This is a genomic window from Pseudomonas sp. FP1742 (genome assembly GCF_030687145.1).
In the GTDB taxonomy this organism is placed as follows: Bacteria; Pseudomonadota; Gammaproteobacteria; order Pseudomonadales; family Pseudomonadaceae; genus Aquipseudomonas; species Aquipseudomonas frederiksbergensis_D.
Map to the genome: position 1 here is coordinate 6,412,563 of NZ_CP117460.1, position 16,152 is coordinate 6,428,714.

Genomic DNA, 16,152 nt, shown 5'->3' on the forward strand with positions numbered 1-16,152 from the left:
AACCTTTCAGCCACTCCTTCACTGACAAAATCCAGACAAAAAAATGCCCGGCAAGCCGGGCAATTTTTTTCGGGCGTGCTTACAAGTTGTAGCCGCGTTCGTTGTGCAGCGCCAGATCGATACCAACTGCCTCTTCTTCCTCAGTGATACGCAGACCCATGACGGCGTCCAGCACCTTGAGGATGATGAAGGTGACGATCGCGGTGTAGATCACCGTGAAGCCCACACCTTTGCACTGAATCCAGACTTGAGCCGCGATGTCGGTGACGGTACCGAAACCACCCAGGGACGGTGCCGCGAACACACCGGTCAGGATCGCGCCGAGGATACCGCCGATGCCGTGCACGCCGAAGGCATCGAGGGAGTCGTCGTAACCCATTTTGCGTTTCAGAGTCGTGGCGCAGAAGAAGCACACCACGCCTGCTGCCAGACCGATCACCAGGGCGCCCATCGGGCCCACGGTGCCTGCCGCCGGAGTGATTGCAACCAGACCGGCCACCACACCCGAAGCGATACCCAGTGCGCTTGGTTTGCCGTGAGTGATCCACTCGGCAAACATCCAGCCCAGCGCCGCAGCGGCCGTGGCGATCTGGGTCACCAGCATCGCCATGCCGGCGGTGCCGTTGGCAGCCGCAGCGGATCCGGCGTTAAAACCGAACCAGCCGACCCACAACATCGCGGCGCCCATCAGGGTATAGCCGAGGTTGTGCGGAGCCATCGGAGTGGTCGGGAAACCTTTACGCTTGCCCAGTACCAGGCAGGCAATCAGACCGGCCACACCGGCGTTGATATGCACCACGGTGCCGCCGGCGAAATCGAGCACGCCCCAGTCCCACAACAGGCCACCGTTACCGGACCAGACCATGTGCGCAATCGGTGCGTAAACCAGAGTGAACCACACGCCCATGAAGATCAGCATGGCGGAGAACTTCATCCGCTCGGCGAAGGCACCGACGATCAGCGCCGGGGTAATGATGGCGAAGGTCATCTGGAAGGTGACGAATACTGCTTCAGGGAACAGCGCCGCAGGCCCGGTCAGACTCGCAGGCGTGATACCGGCGAGGAAGGCCTTGTTCAGGCTCCCGAAGAACGAGTTGAAATTGATGACGCCCTGTTCCATGCCAGTGGTGTCGAACGCGACGCTGTAGCCATAAATGACCCACAGCACGCTGATCAGACCGGTAATGGCGAAGCACTGCATCATCACGGAAAGAATGTTTTTCGACCGAACCATGCCGCCGTAGAACAGCGCGAGGCCGGGAATGGTCATGAACAGCACCAGGGCTGTCGAGGTCATCATCCAGGCGGTATCGCCGGAATTGAGGACTGGGGCCGCCACTTCGTCTGCCGCCATGGCCAGGCCGGGCATTACGAGGGACAACAGGGCTCCTAGCCCTGCGATTTTACGCAGAGTCATATTGTTTTCTCCTGGGGCGTTGGGTTTGTGGCGGCTTAGATTGCGTCGGTATCGGTTTCGCCGGTACGGATGCGAATCGCCTGTTCCAGATTGACCACGAAGATCTTGCCGTCACCGATCTTGCCGGTGTTGGCGGCCTTGGTTATCGCCTCGATAACCCGGTCCAGATCCTTGTCGTCAATGGCGACATCGATCTTCACCTTGGGCAGAAAATCAACCACATACTCCGCGCCGCGATACAGCTCGGTGTGACCCTTCTGCCGACCGAAGCCTTTGACTTCAGTAACGGTAATGCCCTGCACGCCGATCTCGGACAGCGACTCGCGCACGTCGTCCAGTTTGAACGGCTTGATGATGGCAGTGACTAGCTTCATGAAAACTCTCTCCCGAATTGGTGGACTTGCCCCAGGAAAACAAACCCGACTCAAGTCTAAGCGCAGTGCCTGGCTTTGTAACGCATCGTCGGCCTTACCTGCCCGTTCGACGCCAGCTAACCACTCCGCACGAAACTTCCCCCGTTCCGCTTGGCGCACTGCATTCGTCACAGCGACTGCATCAGTGCATGGGTCACCAGCGACTAAGCAGAAAGCTTGCCATCTATCCAAAACCCATTGATTTCAAGCCCTTGGCCGCAGCCGCAGGCCCCTTCGCACGGTTGACGCCACGGTTACGCACAACAACAGTGCGCGGCCGCCCACTCGCATGCGCGAAAAGCGTGCATCGCAGCCGCCGAGATTGACTATAGACACTGCGTGGTACACTGCCCGCCATTGTTGACAGGACTTTTCCCATGCTCGCGCCCAAAGACTTCCTCGATGCCCTGAGCGGCACCGCCTCCCGCCTCTTCAGCGGCGACACCCCACTGCCGAAAAGCGAAATCGAAAGCCAGTTCAAGGCCCTGCTGCAGAGCGGCTTCAGCAAGCTGGATCTGGTGAGCCGTGAAGAATTCGATAGCCAAATGGTTGTGCTGGCGCGGACCCGCGCCCGGCTGGAGAGCCTTGAGGCGAAAGTGGCGGAGCTGGAAGCGAAGCTCAATCCACCTGCCGAGTAACGCACCGACTCTTCTGTGAAATGCATTCCCTGTGGGAGCGGGCTTGCTCGCGAAAGCGGGCGCCTCGGTCTACCAGCCCTCCCATACTGGACAGATCACCTTTGTAGGAGCTGCCGAAGGCTGCGATCTTTTGATCCTAAGCCTCGCAAACATCCCGGCAACGTCCTACAAAGAACACCACCGCCGTCCGATTGCGTCGTAAGACCTCCAGTTTCTATGCTCATCCCCAGCTGAATGTTCAGCTCTGGGTTTGGCGACCCGGAAGCCCCCGACGCACCGCGACCACATTCGACCGAGGAATTTATTCCCATCTCGAATTATGGCGGCTATGCGTGGGAGACCTTCGGGTCTACCGGTTTTCGGGCGTCACCGGTTCGCCAACCCGCGCATGGCTGCCACCCTTTTCGTTTGGCGACGATCAGAGGCAGTTTTCTTCATTTGATCCCGAGAACTGCACCATGGACGAAAACTATCTAATCCCCTACGTCTTCACCCGCAACAAACTCCACCTCCACGCCCTCCTCCTGCAAAACCAGGCCTGGTTCAGCGCTCGCGACCTCGGCCGATTGCTCAGGCTATTCCTGGACGAACGAGCATTACGCAAACTCGATCCCGACCAACACCAAACCGTACAAATGCTGATCCACGGCACCATCGAACGCACACTGCTGATCAGCGAATCCGGCGTCTACGCATTACTGGTCTACCACTACTGCCCCGAATACCGAGGCCTGCGCGAATGGCTGACCCACAACGTGGTACCAGCCCTCAGAGACGCCCAACAACCCACCTCAACCGAACGCCCGATTCTGAGCCTGCTCAATTGGCCGCAGATGTCGTTGAGTTTGCTGCACTGGAATAACCAGCCGTGGATTCGGTTGCAGGATGTTCCGCAGCTGTTGCCGAATGAGGAACGACCGCGAAGTATGGTCAATGCTCCGTGGTGGAAGCGTGCGTCACGAATACTCCAGGCATTCTGAACGACAAAAAAACCCCACGTTTATCGCGTGGGGTTCGTTCAGGTACAGAGGTTCAGGCGCAGTGCGGGAGCCGCTCAACCTGATCCCGGATCGCAGCCCCTCGTTCGATCTCGGCTTTTCGCAAATCGTATGTCGATTGCAGGTTCAGCCAAAACTCGGGAGTCGTGTCCAGGCAGATAGATAGCCTTAGAGCCATATCGGCACTGACACCTCGACGCTGAAGTACGATGTCGTTCACCGTAGGCGTCGAAACGCTCAACGCTCTGGCCAAGGCTGCAGCCGTAAGGCTCAGAGGCTCCAGGTATTCCTCTTTGAGGATCTCGCCAGGGTGAACCGGGCGCATACCATTCTTAGTCATTACTCACCTCAGTGACCACATACGGGTCTTTCCGTTGCGAAACAGGTACTCGGTCTCAGAACACTTAAAGCCAACGATCATAATTTAAAGCTTAACGTTATGCATTAATCTTGAGTGTATAACCTGAATTCACTAATGCAAACGCGGTGTTGCGATTCTTGGTCCCCCTCTCAAAACTTTAGGAAAAGGACTACCTGAGTCCTTCAGAAGGCTTTCGAAATCCAGCCGAATCCTACAAAAACAAGCGCCAATTCCCATTGCATCAAAACCGTGTCCACCTCTTAAGCTGACTGACCCAAAAAAACCAATCTACAAATCGAAAAGGTCGCTATGAAATCTAAAAAACAAAAAGCCAAACTGTTACTCGCCACTAAATATCATGCTGAGGCACTCCGGTTAGCCGGGAGCGTATCGGCCAAACAACGCCGCTTTTTTGATGTCGCCGCTGCTCAGGGCAAAGAACTTGAACCGAGTGGCTGGCTTGCAGGCACGAGCCTGACGAAGCTCCCGGATTAGCTCACCAAAACTCGCAACATCCTGCGAAAGTTTCCTTCCCTTGCCGCCACGCTAAACCCTCACTCCCCGTCTACCCTTCAAAAACCCGCAGGAAGCGGTTCCCCGTCAGCTCAAGGAACGACCATGTCCCTATCCATCGTCCACAGCCGCGCCCAGATTGGTGTGGATGCGCCCGCCGTCACCGTAGAAGTGCATCTGGCCAACGGCTTGCCGTCGCTGACCATGGTCGGGCTGCCCGAGGCGGCGGTGAAGGAAAGCAAGGACCGGGTACGCAGCGCGATCATCAATTCGGGGCTGCAATTTCCAGCGCGGCGCATCACCTTGAATCTCGCTCCCGCCGATTTGCCGAAGGATGGCGGGCGGTTCGATCTGGCGATTGCCTTGGGGATTCTGTCGGCCAGCGTGCAGGTGCCGACGTTGACGCTGGATGACGTGGAGTGCCTGGGAGAGCTCGCGCTGTCAGGCGCGGTGCGGGCGGTTCGCGGGGTGTTGCCGGCGGCGCTGGCGGCGCGCAAGGCCGGGCGCACGCTGGTGGTGCCGCGAGCGAATGCCGAGGAGGCATGCCTGGCATCGGGGTTGAAGGTGATTGCGGTGGATCATCTGCTTCAAGCGGTCGCGCATTTCAATGGTCACACGCCCATCGAACCCTACGCTTCCAACGGTTTGCTCTACGCCAGCAAACCCTATCCGGACTTGAACGAAGTGCAGGGACAACTTGCGGCCAAGCGCGCCTTGCTGATTGCCGCCGCGGGGGCTCATAACCTGCTGTTCAGCGGTCCGCCGGGGACGGGGAAAACGTTGTTGGCGAGTCGTCTGCCGGGGCTGTTACCGCCATTGGCCGAGAGCGAAGCGCTGGAGGTCGCGGCGATTCAATCGGTGGCCAGTTGTGTGCCGTTGAGTCATTGGCCACAGCGCCCCTTCCGACAACCACACCACTCCGCTTCAGGCCCCGCACTGGTGGGTGGCGGTTCGAAACCGCAACCCGGCGAAATCACTCTCGCCCACCATGGTGTGTTGTTCCTCGATGAACTCCCGGAATTTGATCGCAAGGTATTGGAGGTATTGAGAGAGCCATTGGAATCCGGCCACATCGTGATTTCCCGCGCCAAGGACCGCGTACGCTTTCCGGCGCGCTTTCAACTGGTGGCTGCGATGAATCCCTGCCCCTGTGGATATCTTGGCGAACCAAGCGGCCGTTGCTCCTGTACGCCGGACATGGTTCAGCGCTATCGCAACAAGCTATCGGGGCCGCTGCTGGACCGCATCGATCTGCACCTGACGGTTGCTCGGGAGGCTACGGCGCTGAATCCTGCGTTGAAACCCGGCGACGATACAGCCACCGCCGCCGAGCTGGTTGCCGAGGCAAGAGAGCGGCAACACAAACGCCAGGGTTGCGCCAATGCCTTCCTCGACCTGCCAAGCCTACGCCGGCACTGTAAGTTATCCACAGCCGATGAAAACTGGCTTGAATCCGCCTGCGAGCGTTTAACGCTGTCGTTGCGAGCGGCCCATCGACTGCTCAAGGTCGCGCGCACTCTGGCGGACCTTGAACAAGCCGACGGGATCAGACGCGAACACTTGGCCGAGGCGCTGCAATATCGGCCAACAGCACTCTAGTCGGTGTCACCCCTTGGTCAGATCAACCAACGGCGTCTGCCGCACCTCTGTCTCGCGCCCACCCTGAATCTCGCTCACCTGCTTCAACGCCTTATCCACAGCCGCTTTATCCGACAACAAGCTGTAGCTGATGCGGAACTGCTTCTGTTCCTTCGGCGCAATCGTCGGCACCAGGTTCAGTGGCCGCTGATACCGGCGGTTGTAGGAAAAGCTCGTCCCTGGCTCCAGCCCTGTGACATAGCCCTGGCCTTGGGTATCGGTGTTTTTCCACAGGGAGAACACGGGCAGTGTCTGAGTATTGAAGGCGACCGAAACCCCCAGGCTGCCGGCCTTGTTATGCAGCACGGTCAACGTATCGCCCTTGGCATCGGCATACGGCACCACGTTGTAAACCGTCTCGTCGTAGTCCTTGGTCGGTGCGCGGTAGGTTTGCCAATCCGCCAGATCGCCCTTGGCCTTGTCGTTGAACGGCGACACCTGTTTCACCGGCGCGGCGAAGCGGGCGCCCTGCTCCAGGAACGGTGTGCTGAAGTTGCTGTGATACAGCGCCTGGTATTCCTTCGGATAATCACCGTTGTTGGTCAGGGTGTCGTTGAGGGCGAACACTACGCTGCCGGGCTCGGTAACCAGTTCGGTCGCGACGGAGAAGTCGACTTTCTTGAATGCCTGCTCTTTCAGCTCGCCGCGCAAACTGATGGCGTACGGCGGTTTTTCGTCAATGTGCAGGGTGACTTTGTTGGCCGGGATGTTGGCGGCGCGACCGTGCAGGGTCAGCAGCTCACCATTGTCCATGCCGGGATGGCCGACCCATTCGTAGCCGCAGCGGGTGACCAGTTCATTGAAACCTTCCAGCCAGCCCAGGCCCCCACGGCCGTTGAGCTCGATGAAGGACGGATTGACCACCTCCTTCACCGGCGAGTCCCAGCCCATGCGCACGTTGCCTACAGACGCCTGTAGGACGTTCATGCCGCGAGTGGGCACCACCGAGAGTTTCATCGTGCCGTTATCGATGTCGACGATGCTGACGCCTTCCTGCCGCCCGCCGTGCAAGGTGCGCAGGGTCACACTGAAGGGTTTGTCGGTTTTTACCCCCAGTTGCTGGCTGGTGATCTGCCAGTTCTGGGCGGCTTTGTCGGTATCGAGCAGGACGTAATCCCAGGCCATGGCGTGGGAAGCAGCGGACAGTGCACTGAGGGCAACGAAGAGTTTGAGCGGGGTCATGGCAGCAGCCTTTCTTGGAGTTGTGCCATTTTTATAAACTTGAAGAAACGTTTCAGCAAGCATAAAAATCGAGATAAAGTCGATAAACGCCAAGAAAGACTATGAGTGATGAATTGATTCGCAGATTTGGTGCAAGTCGGGAATTGAGTCGATCCCTTCGCGAGCAAGCCCGCTCCCACATTAGATCTGCGGTGAACACAGTATTTGTGAACACCCGAGACCGAATGTGGGAGCGGGCTTGCTCGCGAAAGCGGTTTCAGAGGCGACTCAACGAAACCGGTCAACCTCATGCCGCAGATCCGCCGCAAGCTTCTCCAGCTCTTTGGCAGTCACCGCCAGGTTCGACACCACTTCCCGCTGCTCACTGTTCGCCAGGGCAATGCTTTGCAGATTGCTGCTGAGCAAGGTCGCGGTGCTGCTTTGCTCTTGGGTCGCGGCGGTGATGGCGGCGAACTGCTGACCGGCCGAGCGGCTTTGCTCGTCGATCCGCGCCAGGGCTGAGGCGACGTTGGCGTTGCGCGACAGGCCTTCCTGCATCAGCACGTTGCCTTGTTCCATGGTGCTGATGGCGTTGCCGGTTTCCTGCTGGATGCTTTGGATCATCCCGGAAATCTCATCAGTGGCCTGGCGGGTGCGTGAAGCCAGGTTGCGCACCTCATCGGCCACCACCGCAAACCCACGACCTTGTTCACCGGCACGGGCGGCTTCGATGGCGGCATTGAGCGCCAGCAAATTGGTTTGCTCGGCGATCGCGGTAATTACCCCGACAATGCCGCCGATTTCCTGGGAACGCTGACCTAGAGTATTGATCACTGTCGCGGTGCTGTTCAGCGCACCGGCGATTTGCTCCAGGGATGAGGACGCTTCGTCCATCGACGTACGACCGATCTGGGTTTGTTGTGCGTTTTCCTGCGCCAGGCGCTGGGTGTTGCCCATGTTGTCGGCAATGTTCAGCGAGGTGGCGCTGAACTCTTCCACGGCGCCGGCCATGCTGGTGATTTCGCCGGACTGCTGCTCCATCCCTTCATAGGCACCACCGGACAGACCAGACAACGCTTGGGCGCGGCTGTTGACCTCTTCCGAGGCTCTACGAATGTGCTCGACCATGGTCGACAGGGCCTGGCTCATCTGGTTGAAGGCGCGGGCCAACTGACCGATTTCGTCATGGCTCGACACGTTCAGGCGCACGCTCAAATCACCCGCGCCCAAGGCTTCAGCCTGACGCACCAGATCGCCCAGTGGCGCCAGTTTGCTGCGCAGCAACCAGACCGCCGCCCCCACCGCCAGCAACATCGCCAGCAGACTGCCGATGGCCAGTCGAATGCCGACGCTCCAGGTCACGGCGCGGATTTCGGTTTTCGGCATGCTCGCCACCACCGACCACGGCCCGCCTTCGAATGGCACGGCAATGCTGTAGAAGTCTTGCGACTTGTCGCTCCAGAAATCGCCCTTGCCTGGTGTCTTGGCCAGACCAACGATGGCCGGGACTGCCACGTCCAATGCTTGCACACCGGCGATCGGCACCAGCCATTTGTTCTGCTCATCGAGCAATGCCAGGGAGCCGGTCTGGCCGATGCGGAAGCGTTTGAGGTTTTCGAACTGGGCGTTCTGTGCGTCGGTGTAATCGAATCCTACAAACAGCACGGCAATCACCTTACCGCCGCTGTCGCGTACGGGGGTGTACTGAGTCATGTAGGACCGTTCGAAAAGCAAGGCGCGACCGACGTAGCTCTGCCCGGCCATCAAGCGCGCATAAGCCGGATGAGCGTGATCCAGTAATGTGCCGATGGCCCGGGTGCCGTCCTGTTTGCTCAGGGAGGTGCTGACCCGAATGAAATCTTCGCCACTGCGCACGAACAGCGTCGCGACGCCGGCGGTCATTTGCTTGAACTCGTCCACTTCCTTGAAATTGTTGTTCAACACTTCGCCACCCAAATGCAGGCCCGGCGTTTGCACACCCGCCACAGCCACCGGCTCATCCGGGTGCACGCTCAGACCGGCGCTGAAGCGCTTCTCGAACAGGCCGCTGAGGCGCTGGGTACTTTCACGCAACGTGCCGTGGAACGTGCTCAGCTGATCGGCCAGCAGCCGCGCCTCGCTGGCCAGATGCTCTTCGCGGGTGGCGAGGTTGGCAGCGTCCAGCGAGCGCAAGGCGAACACGGTACTGCCGCTGATGACAATCGCCAGTATCACGGCAAGCGCAAGACCCAGCTGTGAGGCAATCCGAGCACGAGGTTGAGACATGACAGCTCCTGACCCAGTGGCCGGATCATCCTGATCCCGTCGCACTCGGCAAAATTTCTGATAGTGGGGAAAACATGGAGCCTGGCACTAAGGTTCCATCAGCAGATTTTCGGCGGCAAAACCGAATACTTGAGTGATTAGCCGGGATATGGCTCAAGGCCGCCATTGCAGCGGCTCCATCGATTCAGCCCAGGCGCTCGACTTCCGGTAACTCCATGGCCCGGACTTCGCCTTGCAGGAAATCGCTGAGCCGACGCAAACGTTCACCGCCGGGGCGGGTTTTCGGCCAGACCAGGTAATAATGCTCACCACTGGCGACGGCCGTCGGCCACGGCAAACTCAGGCGCCCCTGGGCGACATCTTCCGCGACCATCAGCAAATCGCCCATGGACACGCCGTAGCCCCGGGCGGCAGCGATCATGCCCAGTTCCAGCGTATCGAACACCTGTCCGCCCTTGAGCGAAACTTGATCGGTCAGGCCCATGCGCTCCAGCCAGTTGCGCCAGTCACGGCGGTCCGGCGTCGGGTGCAGCAGCTCGGTGCTGGCCAGGCGCGCAACATCCCACGGTTGATCCTTCAGAAGATTCGGTGCGCCCACCGGAATCAGCTCTTCGGGAAACAGCAAAGTCGTCTCCCAGTCCGGTGGAAAATGCCCGTTGCTGAGGATGACGGCACAGTCGAAGGGTTCGTGGTTGAAGTCCACCGTATCGACGTCCATCCAGGCGCTGGTCAATTGCACCTCGTTCCCCGGTCGCAGGTGGCGAAAACGACTGAGCCGCGCCAACAGCCAGCGCATGGTCAGGGTCGACGGGGCTTTCATGCGCAGGATGTCGTCCTCGGCACGCAGGGTATTGCAGGCTCGTTCCAGGGCGGTGAAGCCTTCGCGAATGCCGGGCAGTATCAGCCGCGCCGATTCGGTCAGTTGCAGGTTGCGCCCGCTGCGATGAAACAGCCGACAGGCGAAATGCTCTTCGAGCGTACGAATGTGCCGGCTGACCGCACTTTGGGTGATCGACAGTTCTTCGGCGGCGCGGGTGAACGAGCTATGTCGCGCCGCCGCTTCGAATGCTCGAAGGGCATACAAGGGAGGAAGACGACGAGACATTGGGAAAGCTCCTATAGCGCGGTTGCCTCAACTTATCAGAAAGTCCCTGGCATGAGTTTTAATCATGCCACCCATCCTTTTTATCCCTTTGTGGAAACCCCGCAGAGCGCCGAGAATCGACGCTTCCTGTTCTCTCTGACAATCGAGCGTGATGATCATGCAGCATCCAGCGCGTATTGAACTCTGGGCCATCCTGCGGCTGGCGGGGCCGTTGATTGCCTCGCAGTTGGCGCACATGTTGATGGTTCTCACCGACACCTTGATGATGGCGCGCCTGAGTCCCGAGGCGCTGGCCGGCGGCGGCCTGGGCGCGGCGACGTATTCGTTCGTGTCGATCTTCTGCATCGGCGTGATCGCGGCGGTCGGCACCCTGGTGGCGATCCGTCAGGGCGCGGGCGACATCATCGGCGCGGCGCGGCTGACCCAGGCCGGTTTGTGGCTGGCCTGGTTGATGGCGCTGGTGGCGGGTCTGCTGCTGTGGAACCTCAAACCGGTGTTGCTGCTGTTCGGACAGACCGAAACCAACGTTCAGGCGGCCGGCCAGTTTCTGTTGATCCTGCCGTTCGCCCTGCCCGGCTACCTGAGCTTCATGGCCCTGCGCGGCTTCACCAGCGCCATCGGCCGGGCAACGCCGGTGATGGTCATCAGCCTCGGCGGCACCGTGGCCAACTTCCTGCTCAACTACGCGTTGATCACCGGCATGTTCGGCCTGCCGAAAATGGGCCTGATGGGCATCGGTCTGGTCACGGCGATCGTGGCCAACCTCATGGCGCTGGCGCTCGCGCTGCACATCCGTCGGCATCCGGCCTATGACGCTTATCCGTTGAGCCAGGGTCTGTCGCGGCCCAACCGTCAGTACCTCAAGGAGTTGTGGCGCCTGGGCCTGCCGATTGGCGGCACCTATGCGGTGGAAGTCGGGTTGTTTGCCTTCGCCGCGCTGTGCATGGGCACCATGGGCAGTACGCAACTGGCGGCGCATCAGATCGCCCTGCAAATCGTCTCGGTGGCGTTCATGGTGCCGGCGGGGCTTTCCTATGCGATCACCATGCGCATCGGTCAGCATTACGGCGCCGGGCAATTGCTGGATGCGCGGCTGGCCGGACGGGTCGGGATCGCCTTCGGGGCCGTGTCGATGCTGGGGTTCGCAATGGTCTTCTGGCTGCTGCCGCATCAGCTGATCGGCTTGTTCCTGGACCACAACGACCCGGCCTTTCGCCCGGTGATCGAGTTGGCTGTGAGCCTGCTGGCGGTGGCGGCGTGGTTCGAGCTGTTCGACGGCACGCAAACCATTGCCATGGGCTGTATTCGCGGGCTCAAGGATGCCAAGACCACGTTCCTGGTGGGTTTGGGCTGCTATTGGCTGATCGGCGCGCCAGCCGCGTGGTGGATGGCCTTCCATCTGAACTGGGGGCCGACGGGGGTCTGGTGGGGGTTGGCGTTGGGGCTGGCCTGTGCGGCGGTGAGTCTGACGCTGGCGTTTGAGTGGAAAATGAAGCGGATGATTCGGCGGGAGCCGTCGTCAGGGGCGAGTTTCCAAATCGCTCAGCCAGATTGAGATCCCCTGTGGGAGCGGGCTTGCTCGCGAAAGCGGTGTGCCAGTCGACATCTACGTTGGCTGATTTACCGCTTTCGCGAGCAAGCCCGCTCCCACATTTGTCCGTGTTTAAACTACTTCCAGTGCGGGCTGCTGACTGGAGAAGGTCAAATACTCAACCAACTCCGCCAACGGCAACGGCTTGCTGATCAGGTACCCCTGCACCTGATCGCACCCGAACCCGCGCAACAATTCCAGCTGCGCCTGTGTTTCCACCCCTTCGGCGACCACTTCGAGGTTGAGGTTGTGCGCCAGGTTGATCATGGCATGCACCAGTTTGCGATTCTCTTCGCGCTCCTCCATGCCGCCGACAAAGCTCTTGTCGACCTTCAGCAAAGCAATCGGCAGGCTGTTGAGGTGCACGAACGAAGAGAACCCGGTGCCGAAATCGTCCAGCGAGAAGCGCACGCCCAGACGCCCGAGGGCATCCATGGTCTGCTTGACCAGATCGCTGCGACGCATCACCGCGGTTTCGGTCAGTTCGAACTCCAGCCATTGCGCCTCGACCCCACGCTCGGCAATCAGCCGGCTCAAGGTCGCCAGCAACTGGCTGTCCTGAAACTGTCGGAACGACAGGTTGATCGCCATATGCAACGCCGGCAACCCCCGTTCGCGCAACGCCTGCATGTCCCGCAGGGCTCGGGAAATCACCCAGTAACCCAGCGGCACGATCAAGCCGCTTTGCTCGGCCAGCGGCACGAACTCGCTGGGGGGCAGCAAACCGCGTTCGCCATGACGCCAGCGCACCAAAGCTTCGAGGCCGACGATCTGACCGTCCTCAAGGTTCAGGCGCGGCTGGTAATGCAACTCCAGCTCATCGCGGCGCAAGGCCCGGCGCAGCTCGCTTTCAAGATCGGCGATGCTGCGAGCATTGCGGTTGATCCGCTCGTTGAAGATGTGAAAGGTACAACCTTGGGTGCTCTTGGCCTGCTGCATGGCGATGTGGGCGTGCCACATCAATGGGTCGGCACCGGCCTGCGCTCGGGCGTGGGCAATGCCGAGACTGGAACCGATCAACAGGCTTTCGCCGTCGATCCAATAGGGTTCGGACAGCGCTTCGGTAATGCGTTCGGCCATCCATTCGGCACGCTGGGGGGCGCGGCGGGTGTCGATCAGCAGGGCGAACTCATCGCTGCCCAGCCTCGCCAGTTGATCGCCGGCCTCCAGCTGGCTTTTCAGCCGCGAAACCACCTGCAGGATCAACCGGTCGCCGGCCTGATGCCCGAGGGCGTCATTGGCGTGTCGAAAATTGTCGAGGTCGAGGTGACCGAGGGCCAGACCACGGCCGTCGTTTTCCGCCAGCCGCGCCGCCAGCAAGGTCTGAAAACCCTGACGGTTGGCGATGCCGGTCAACGGATCCTGCTCGGCCAGACGCTGCAAGGTGTTTTCCAGCACGCCGCGTTCACGGACATGACGCAGGCAGCGGCGCAGCATGCCGGCATCCAGCAGATTGCGCACCAACCAGTCGCTCACACCGTCGGGCGGCGCCAGCGGCTCGTGTTCGAGCAGCAACACCGTCGGCAGGTTGCAACGGCCGGGGGCCGGCTGCAGAGCAGGAATCGTCAACAACACCGCGCTGCGGTTGTCATCGAACAGGTTGCTGACCGACTCCCAGCTCGGCGCGCTAAGCAGCACCGCCGAATTCCCCATCGGAGCCAGACACTCGCGCAACAACGCCGCCCATGCCGGCTCTTCGGCCAGTAGCAGCAAACGCAAGGGTTCGACAGGCGTAGACAAGCTAGCTCCCTAGACTCTGCAAAGATGTAGGCGGCGGGCATTATGCCGCTCGGGTAACCAATGACCAAATGACATCGGTTATCAAACATGGCTTCGAGTCTTGAATACGAACATTAGACGCGAATTCACTGCGCATCCTGCGTGAAAGTATCAAAACCGGCAAATAGAGATCGCGTGTTGCGTCACAAGTCGGAGAGAGCAGCACAATTCGCTGAGCCTGTTAAAATGCCGGCCCATTTCGCTAACGACTCCCTGATTTCGTATGTCCCGACTCAATCCCCGGCAGCAAGAAGCCGTGAGCTACGTCGGCGGCCCTCTTTTGGTGCTCGCCGGCGCAGGCTCCGGCAAGACCAGCGTGATCACGCGCAAAATTGCGCACCTGATCCAGAGCTGCGGCATCCGTGCCCAGTACATCGTCGCCATGACCTTTACCAACAAGGCCGCGCGGGAGATGAAGGAGCGGGTCGGCACCCTGCTCAAGGGCGGCGAAGGCCGCGGCCTGACGGTGTGCACCTTCCACAACCTGGGCCTGAACATCATCCGCAAGGAACACGCACGACTGGGCTACAAACCGGGCTTCTCGATCTTCGACGAGACCGACGTCAAAGCCCTGATGACCGACATCATGCAGAAGGAATACTCGGGCGACGATGGCGTCGACGAGATCAAGAACATGATCGGCGCCTGGAAAAACGACCTGATCCTGCCGCCCGAAGCCCTGGAAAACGCGCGCAATCCCAAGGAACAGACCGCCGCCATCGTCTACACCCACTACCAGCGCACGCTCAAGGCGTTCAACGCGGTGGACTTCGACGACCTGATCCTGCTGCCGGTAAAACTGTTCCAGGAACACGACGACATCCTGGAAAAATGGCAGAACAAGGTCCGCTACCTGCTGGTGGACGAATACCAGGACACCAACGCCAGCCAGTATTTGCTGGTAAAACTGCTGATCGGCAAACGCAACCAGTTCACCGTGGTGGGCGACGACGACCAGTCGATCTACGCCTGGCGCGGCGCCCGCCCGGAAAACCTGATGCTGCTCAAGGACGATTACCCGTCCCTGAAAGTGGTGATGCTGGAGCAGAACTACCGCTCCACCAGCCGTATCCTGCGCTGCGCCAACGTGCTGATTTCCAACAACCCCCACGAGTTCGAAAAGCAGCTGTGGAGTGAGATGGGCCACGGTGACGAAATCCGCGTGATCCGTTGCCGCAACGAAGACGCCGAAGCCGAGCGCGTGGCTGTGGAACTGCTGACCCTGCACCTGCGCACGGATCGGCCCTACAGCGATTTTGCGATCCTGTATCGCGGCAACTACCAGGCCAAGCTGATCGAGCTGAAGCTGCAGCACCACCAGATTCCGTATCGCCTGTCCGGCGGCAACAGCTTTTTCGGACGTCAGGAAGTGAAAGACCTGATGGCCTACTTCCGCTTGATCGTGAACCCGGACGACGACAACGCCTTCCTGCGGGTGATCAACGTCCCACGCCGGGAGATCGGCTCGACCACACTGGAGAAGCTGGGCAACTACGCCACCGAGCGCAAAATCTCGATGTACGCCGCCACCGACGAAATCGGCCTGGGCGAACACCTGGACAGCCGCTTCACCGATCGGCTGTCACGTTTCAAGCGTTTCATGGACAAGGTCCGCGAGCAGTGCGCCGGCGAAGACCCGATCTCCGCCCTGCGCAGCATGGTCATGGACATCGACTACGAGAACTGGCTGCGCACCAACAGCTCCAGCGACAAGGCCGCCGATTACCGCATGGGTAACGTCTGGTTCCTGATCGAGGCGCTGAAGAACACCCTCGAAAAAGACGAAGACGGCGAGATGACCGTCGAAGACGCCATCGGCAAACTCGTGCTGCGCGACATGCTGGAACGTCAGCAGGAAGAGGAAGACGGCGCCGAAGGTGTGCAGATGATGACCTTGCACGCCTCCAAGGGCCTGGAATTTCCTTACGTGTTCATCATGGGCATGGAAGAGGAAATCCTCCCGCACCGCTCCAGCATCGAAGCCGACACCATCGAAGAGGAACGTCGCCTGGCCTACGTCGGAATTACCCGAGCGCGTCAGACTTTGGCTTTCACTTTTGCCGCCAAGCGTAAGCAATACGGCGAGATCATCGACTGCGCGCCCAGCCGCTTCCTCGATGAACTGCCGCCGGACGACCTGGCCTGGGAAGGTAACGACGACACCCCGACTGAAGTCAAAGCGGTTCGCGGTAATACCGCATTGGCGGATATACGCGCGATGCTAAAGCGCTAGAATTGAGCACTTTTCAGCCGATGCTTTTTTTAACCGAACA

The 16,152-nt window shown here is 60.0% G+C and carries 13 protein-coding genes and 1 pseudogene; 6 read left to right on the forward strand and 8 right to left on the reverse strand.

What is annotated here, in order from left to right; genetic code table 11:
• Positions 1-79 precede the first annotated feature (79 nt).
• Both PSH64_RS29190 and glnK read right to left on the reverse strand, forming a co-directional pair.
• Positions 80-1,417 carry an ammonium transporter gene (locus tag PSH64_RS29190; protein ID WP_105340658.1) on the reverse strand — a complete coding sequence of 446 codons (1,338 nt, stop codon included), beginning with the start codon at positions 1,415-1,417 and terminating at the stop codon, positions 80-82.
• 35 nt (positions 1,418-1,452) lie between these two features.
• Positions 1,453-1,791 carry a P-II family nitrogen regulator gene (glnK, locus tag PSH64_RS29195; protein WP_002555808.1) on the reverse strand — a complete coding sequence of 113 codons (339 nt, stop codon included), beginning with the start codon at positions 1,789-1,791 and terminating at the stop codon, positions 1,453-1,455.
• A 416-nt stretch (positions 1,792-2,207) separates the two neighbouring features.
• Here glnK and PSH64_RS29200 point away from each other — a divergent pair, with 416 nt between their 5' ends.
• Both PSH64_RS29200 and PSH64_RS29205 read left to right on the forward strand, forming a co-directional pair.
• The gene (locus PSH64_RS29200) at positions 2,208-2,468 is read left to right on the forward strand and encodes an accessory factor UbiK family protein (protein ID WP_008076132.1); all 261 of its coding nucleotides are present in this window, start codon (positions 2,208-2,210) and stop codon (positions 2,466-2,468) included.
• Positions 2,469-2,926: 458 nt separating this feature from the next.
• A complete protein-coding gene (locus tag PSH64_RS29205) occupies positions 2,927-3,448 on the forward strand; it encodes a Bro-N domain-containing protein (protein WP_305479367.1) in 522 nt (173 codons plus the stop codon).
• A 52-nt stretch (positions 3,449-3,500) separates the two neighbouring features.
• On the opposite strand, the gene PSH64_RS29210 is transcribed toward PSH64_RS29205, so the two are convergent.
• Positions 3,501-3,806, reverse strand: a complete 306-nt coding sequence (locus PSH64_RS29210; RefSeq protein ID WP_030129123.1) for a HigA family addiction module antitoxin — start codon at positions 3,804-3,806, stop codon at positions 3,501-3,503.
• 330 nt (positions 3,807-4,136) lie between these two features.
• Here PSH64_RS29210 and PSH64_RS29215 point away from each other — a divergent pair, with 330 nt between their 5' ends.
• Positions 4,137-4,322, forward strand: coding sequence for a hypothetical protein (locus PSH64_RS29215; protein WP_305479368.1), 186 nt, complete (start codon positions 4,137-4,139; stop codon positions 4,320-4,322).
• 123 nt (positions 4,323-4,445) lie between these two features.
• A complete protein-coding gene (locus PSH64_RS29220; protein ID WP_305479369.1) occupies positions 4,446-5,939 on the forward strand; it encodes a YifB family Mg chelatase-like AAA ATPase in 1,494 nt (497 codons plus the stop codon).
• A gap of 6 nt (positions 5,940-5,945) precedes the next feature.
• Here PSH64_RS29220 and PSH64_RS29225 read toward each other — a convergent pair whose 3' ends face one another.
• From PSH64_RS29225 to PSH64_RS29235, 4 genes and pseudogenes are all read right to left on the reverse strand, one after another.
• Positions 5,946-7,160: an aldose 1-epimerase family protein gene (locus tag PSH64_RS29225; RefSeq protein WP_305479370.1), complete on the reverse strand. Its 1,215-nt coding sequence runs from the start codon at positions 7,158-7,160 to the stop codon at positions 5,946-5,948.
• 267 nt (positions 7,161-7,427) lie between these two features.
• Positions 7,428-8,288, reverse strand: a complete 861-nt coding sequence (locus PSH64_RS30570) for a methyl-accepting chemotaxis protein (protein WP_370694487.1) — start codon at positions 8,286-8,288, stop codon at positions 7,428-7,430.
• A 42-nt stretch (positions 8,289-8,330) separates the two neighbouring features.
• Positions 8,331-9,404, reverse strand: a pseudogene (locus PSH64_RS30575) (Cache 3/Cache 2 fusion domain-containing protein); the annotation flags it as partial.
• A 184-nt stretch (positions 9,405-9,588) separates the two neighbouring features.
• The gene (locus PSH64_RS29235) at positions 9,589-10,509 is read right to left on the reverse strand and encodes a LysR substrate-binding domain-containing protein (protein ID WP_105342244.1); all 921 of its coding nucleotides are present in this window, start codon (positions 10,507-10,509) and stop codon (positions 9,589-9,591) included.
• 157 nt (positions 10,510-10,666) lie between these two features.
• Here PSH64_RS29235 and PSH64_RS29240 point away from each other — a divergent pair, with 157 nt between their 5' ends.
• Positions 10,667-12,064 (forward strand): NorM family multidrug efflux MATE transporter, encoded by a 1,398-nt coding sequence (locus PSH64_RS29240; RefSeq protein WP_305479372.1) that lies wholly within the window; start codon positions 10,667-10,669, stop codon positions 12,062-12,064.
• Positions 12,065-12,172: 108 nt separating this feature from the next.
• Here PSH64_RS29240 and PSH64_RS29245 read toward each other — a convergent pair whose 3' ends face one another.
• Positions 12,173-13,840 (reverse strand): bifunctional diguanylate cyclase/phosphodiesterase, encoded by a 1,668-nt coding sequence (locus PSH64_RS29245; protein WP_305479373.1) that lies wholly within the window; start codon positions 13,838-13,840, stop codon positions 12,173-12,175.
• A 262-nt stretch (positions 13,841-14,102) separates the two neighbouring features.
• On the opposite strand from PSH64_RS29245, the gene rep reads away from it, so the two are divergent.
• Positions 14,103-16,112: a DNA helicase Rep gene (gene rep, locus PSH64_RS29250; protein ID WP_105342251.1), complete on the forward strand. Its 2,010-nt coding sequence runs from the start codon at positions 14,103-14,105 to the stop codon at positions 16,110-16,112.
• Positions 16,113-16,152 lie beyond the last annotated feature (40 nt).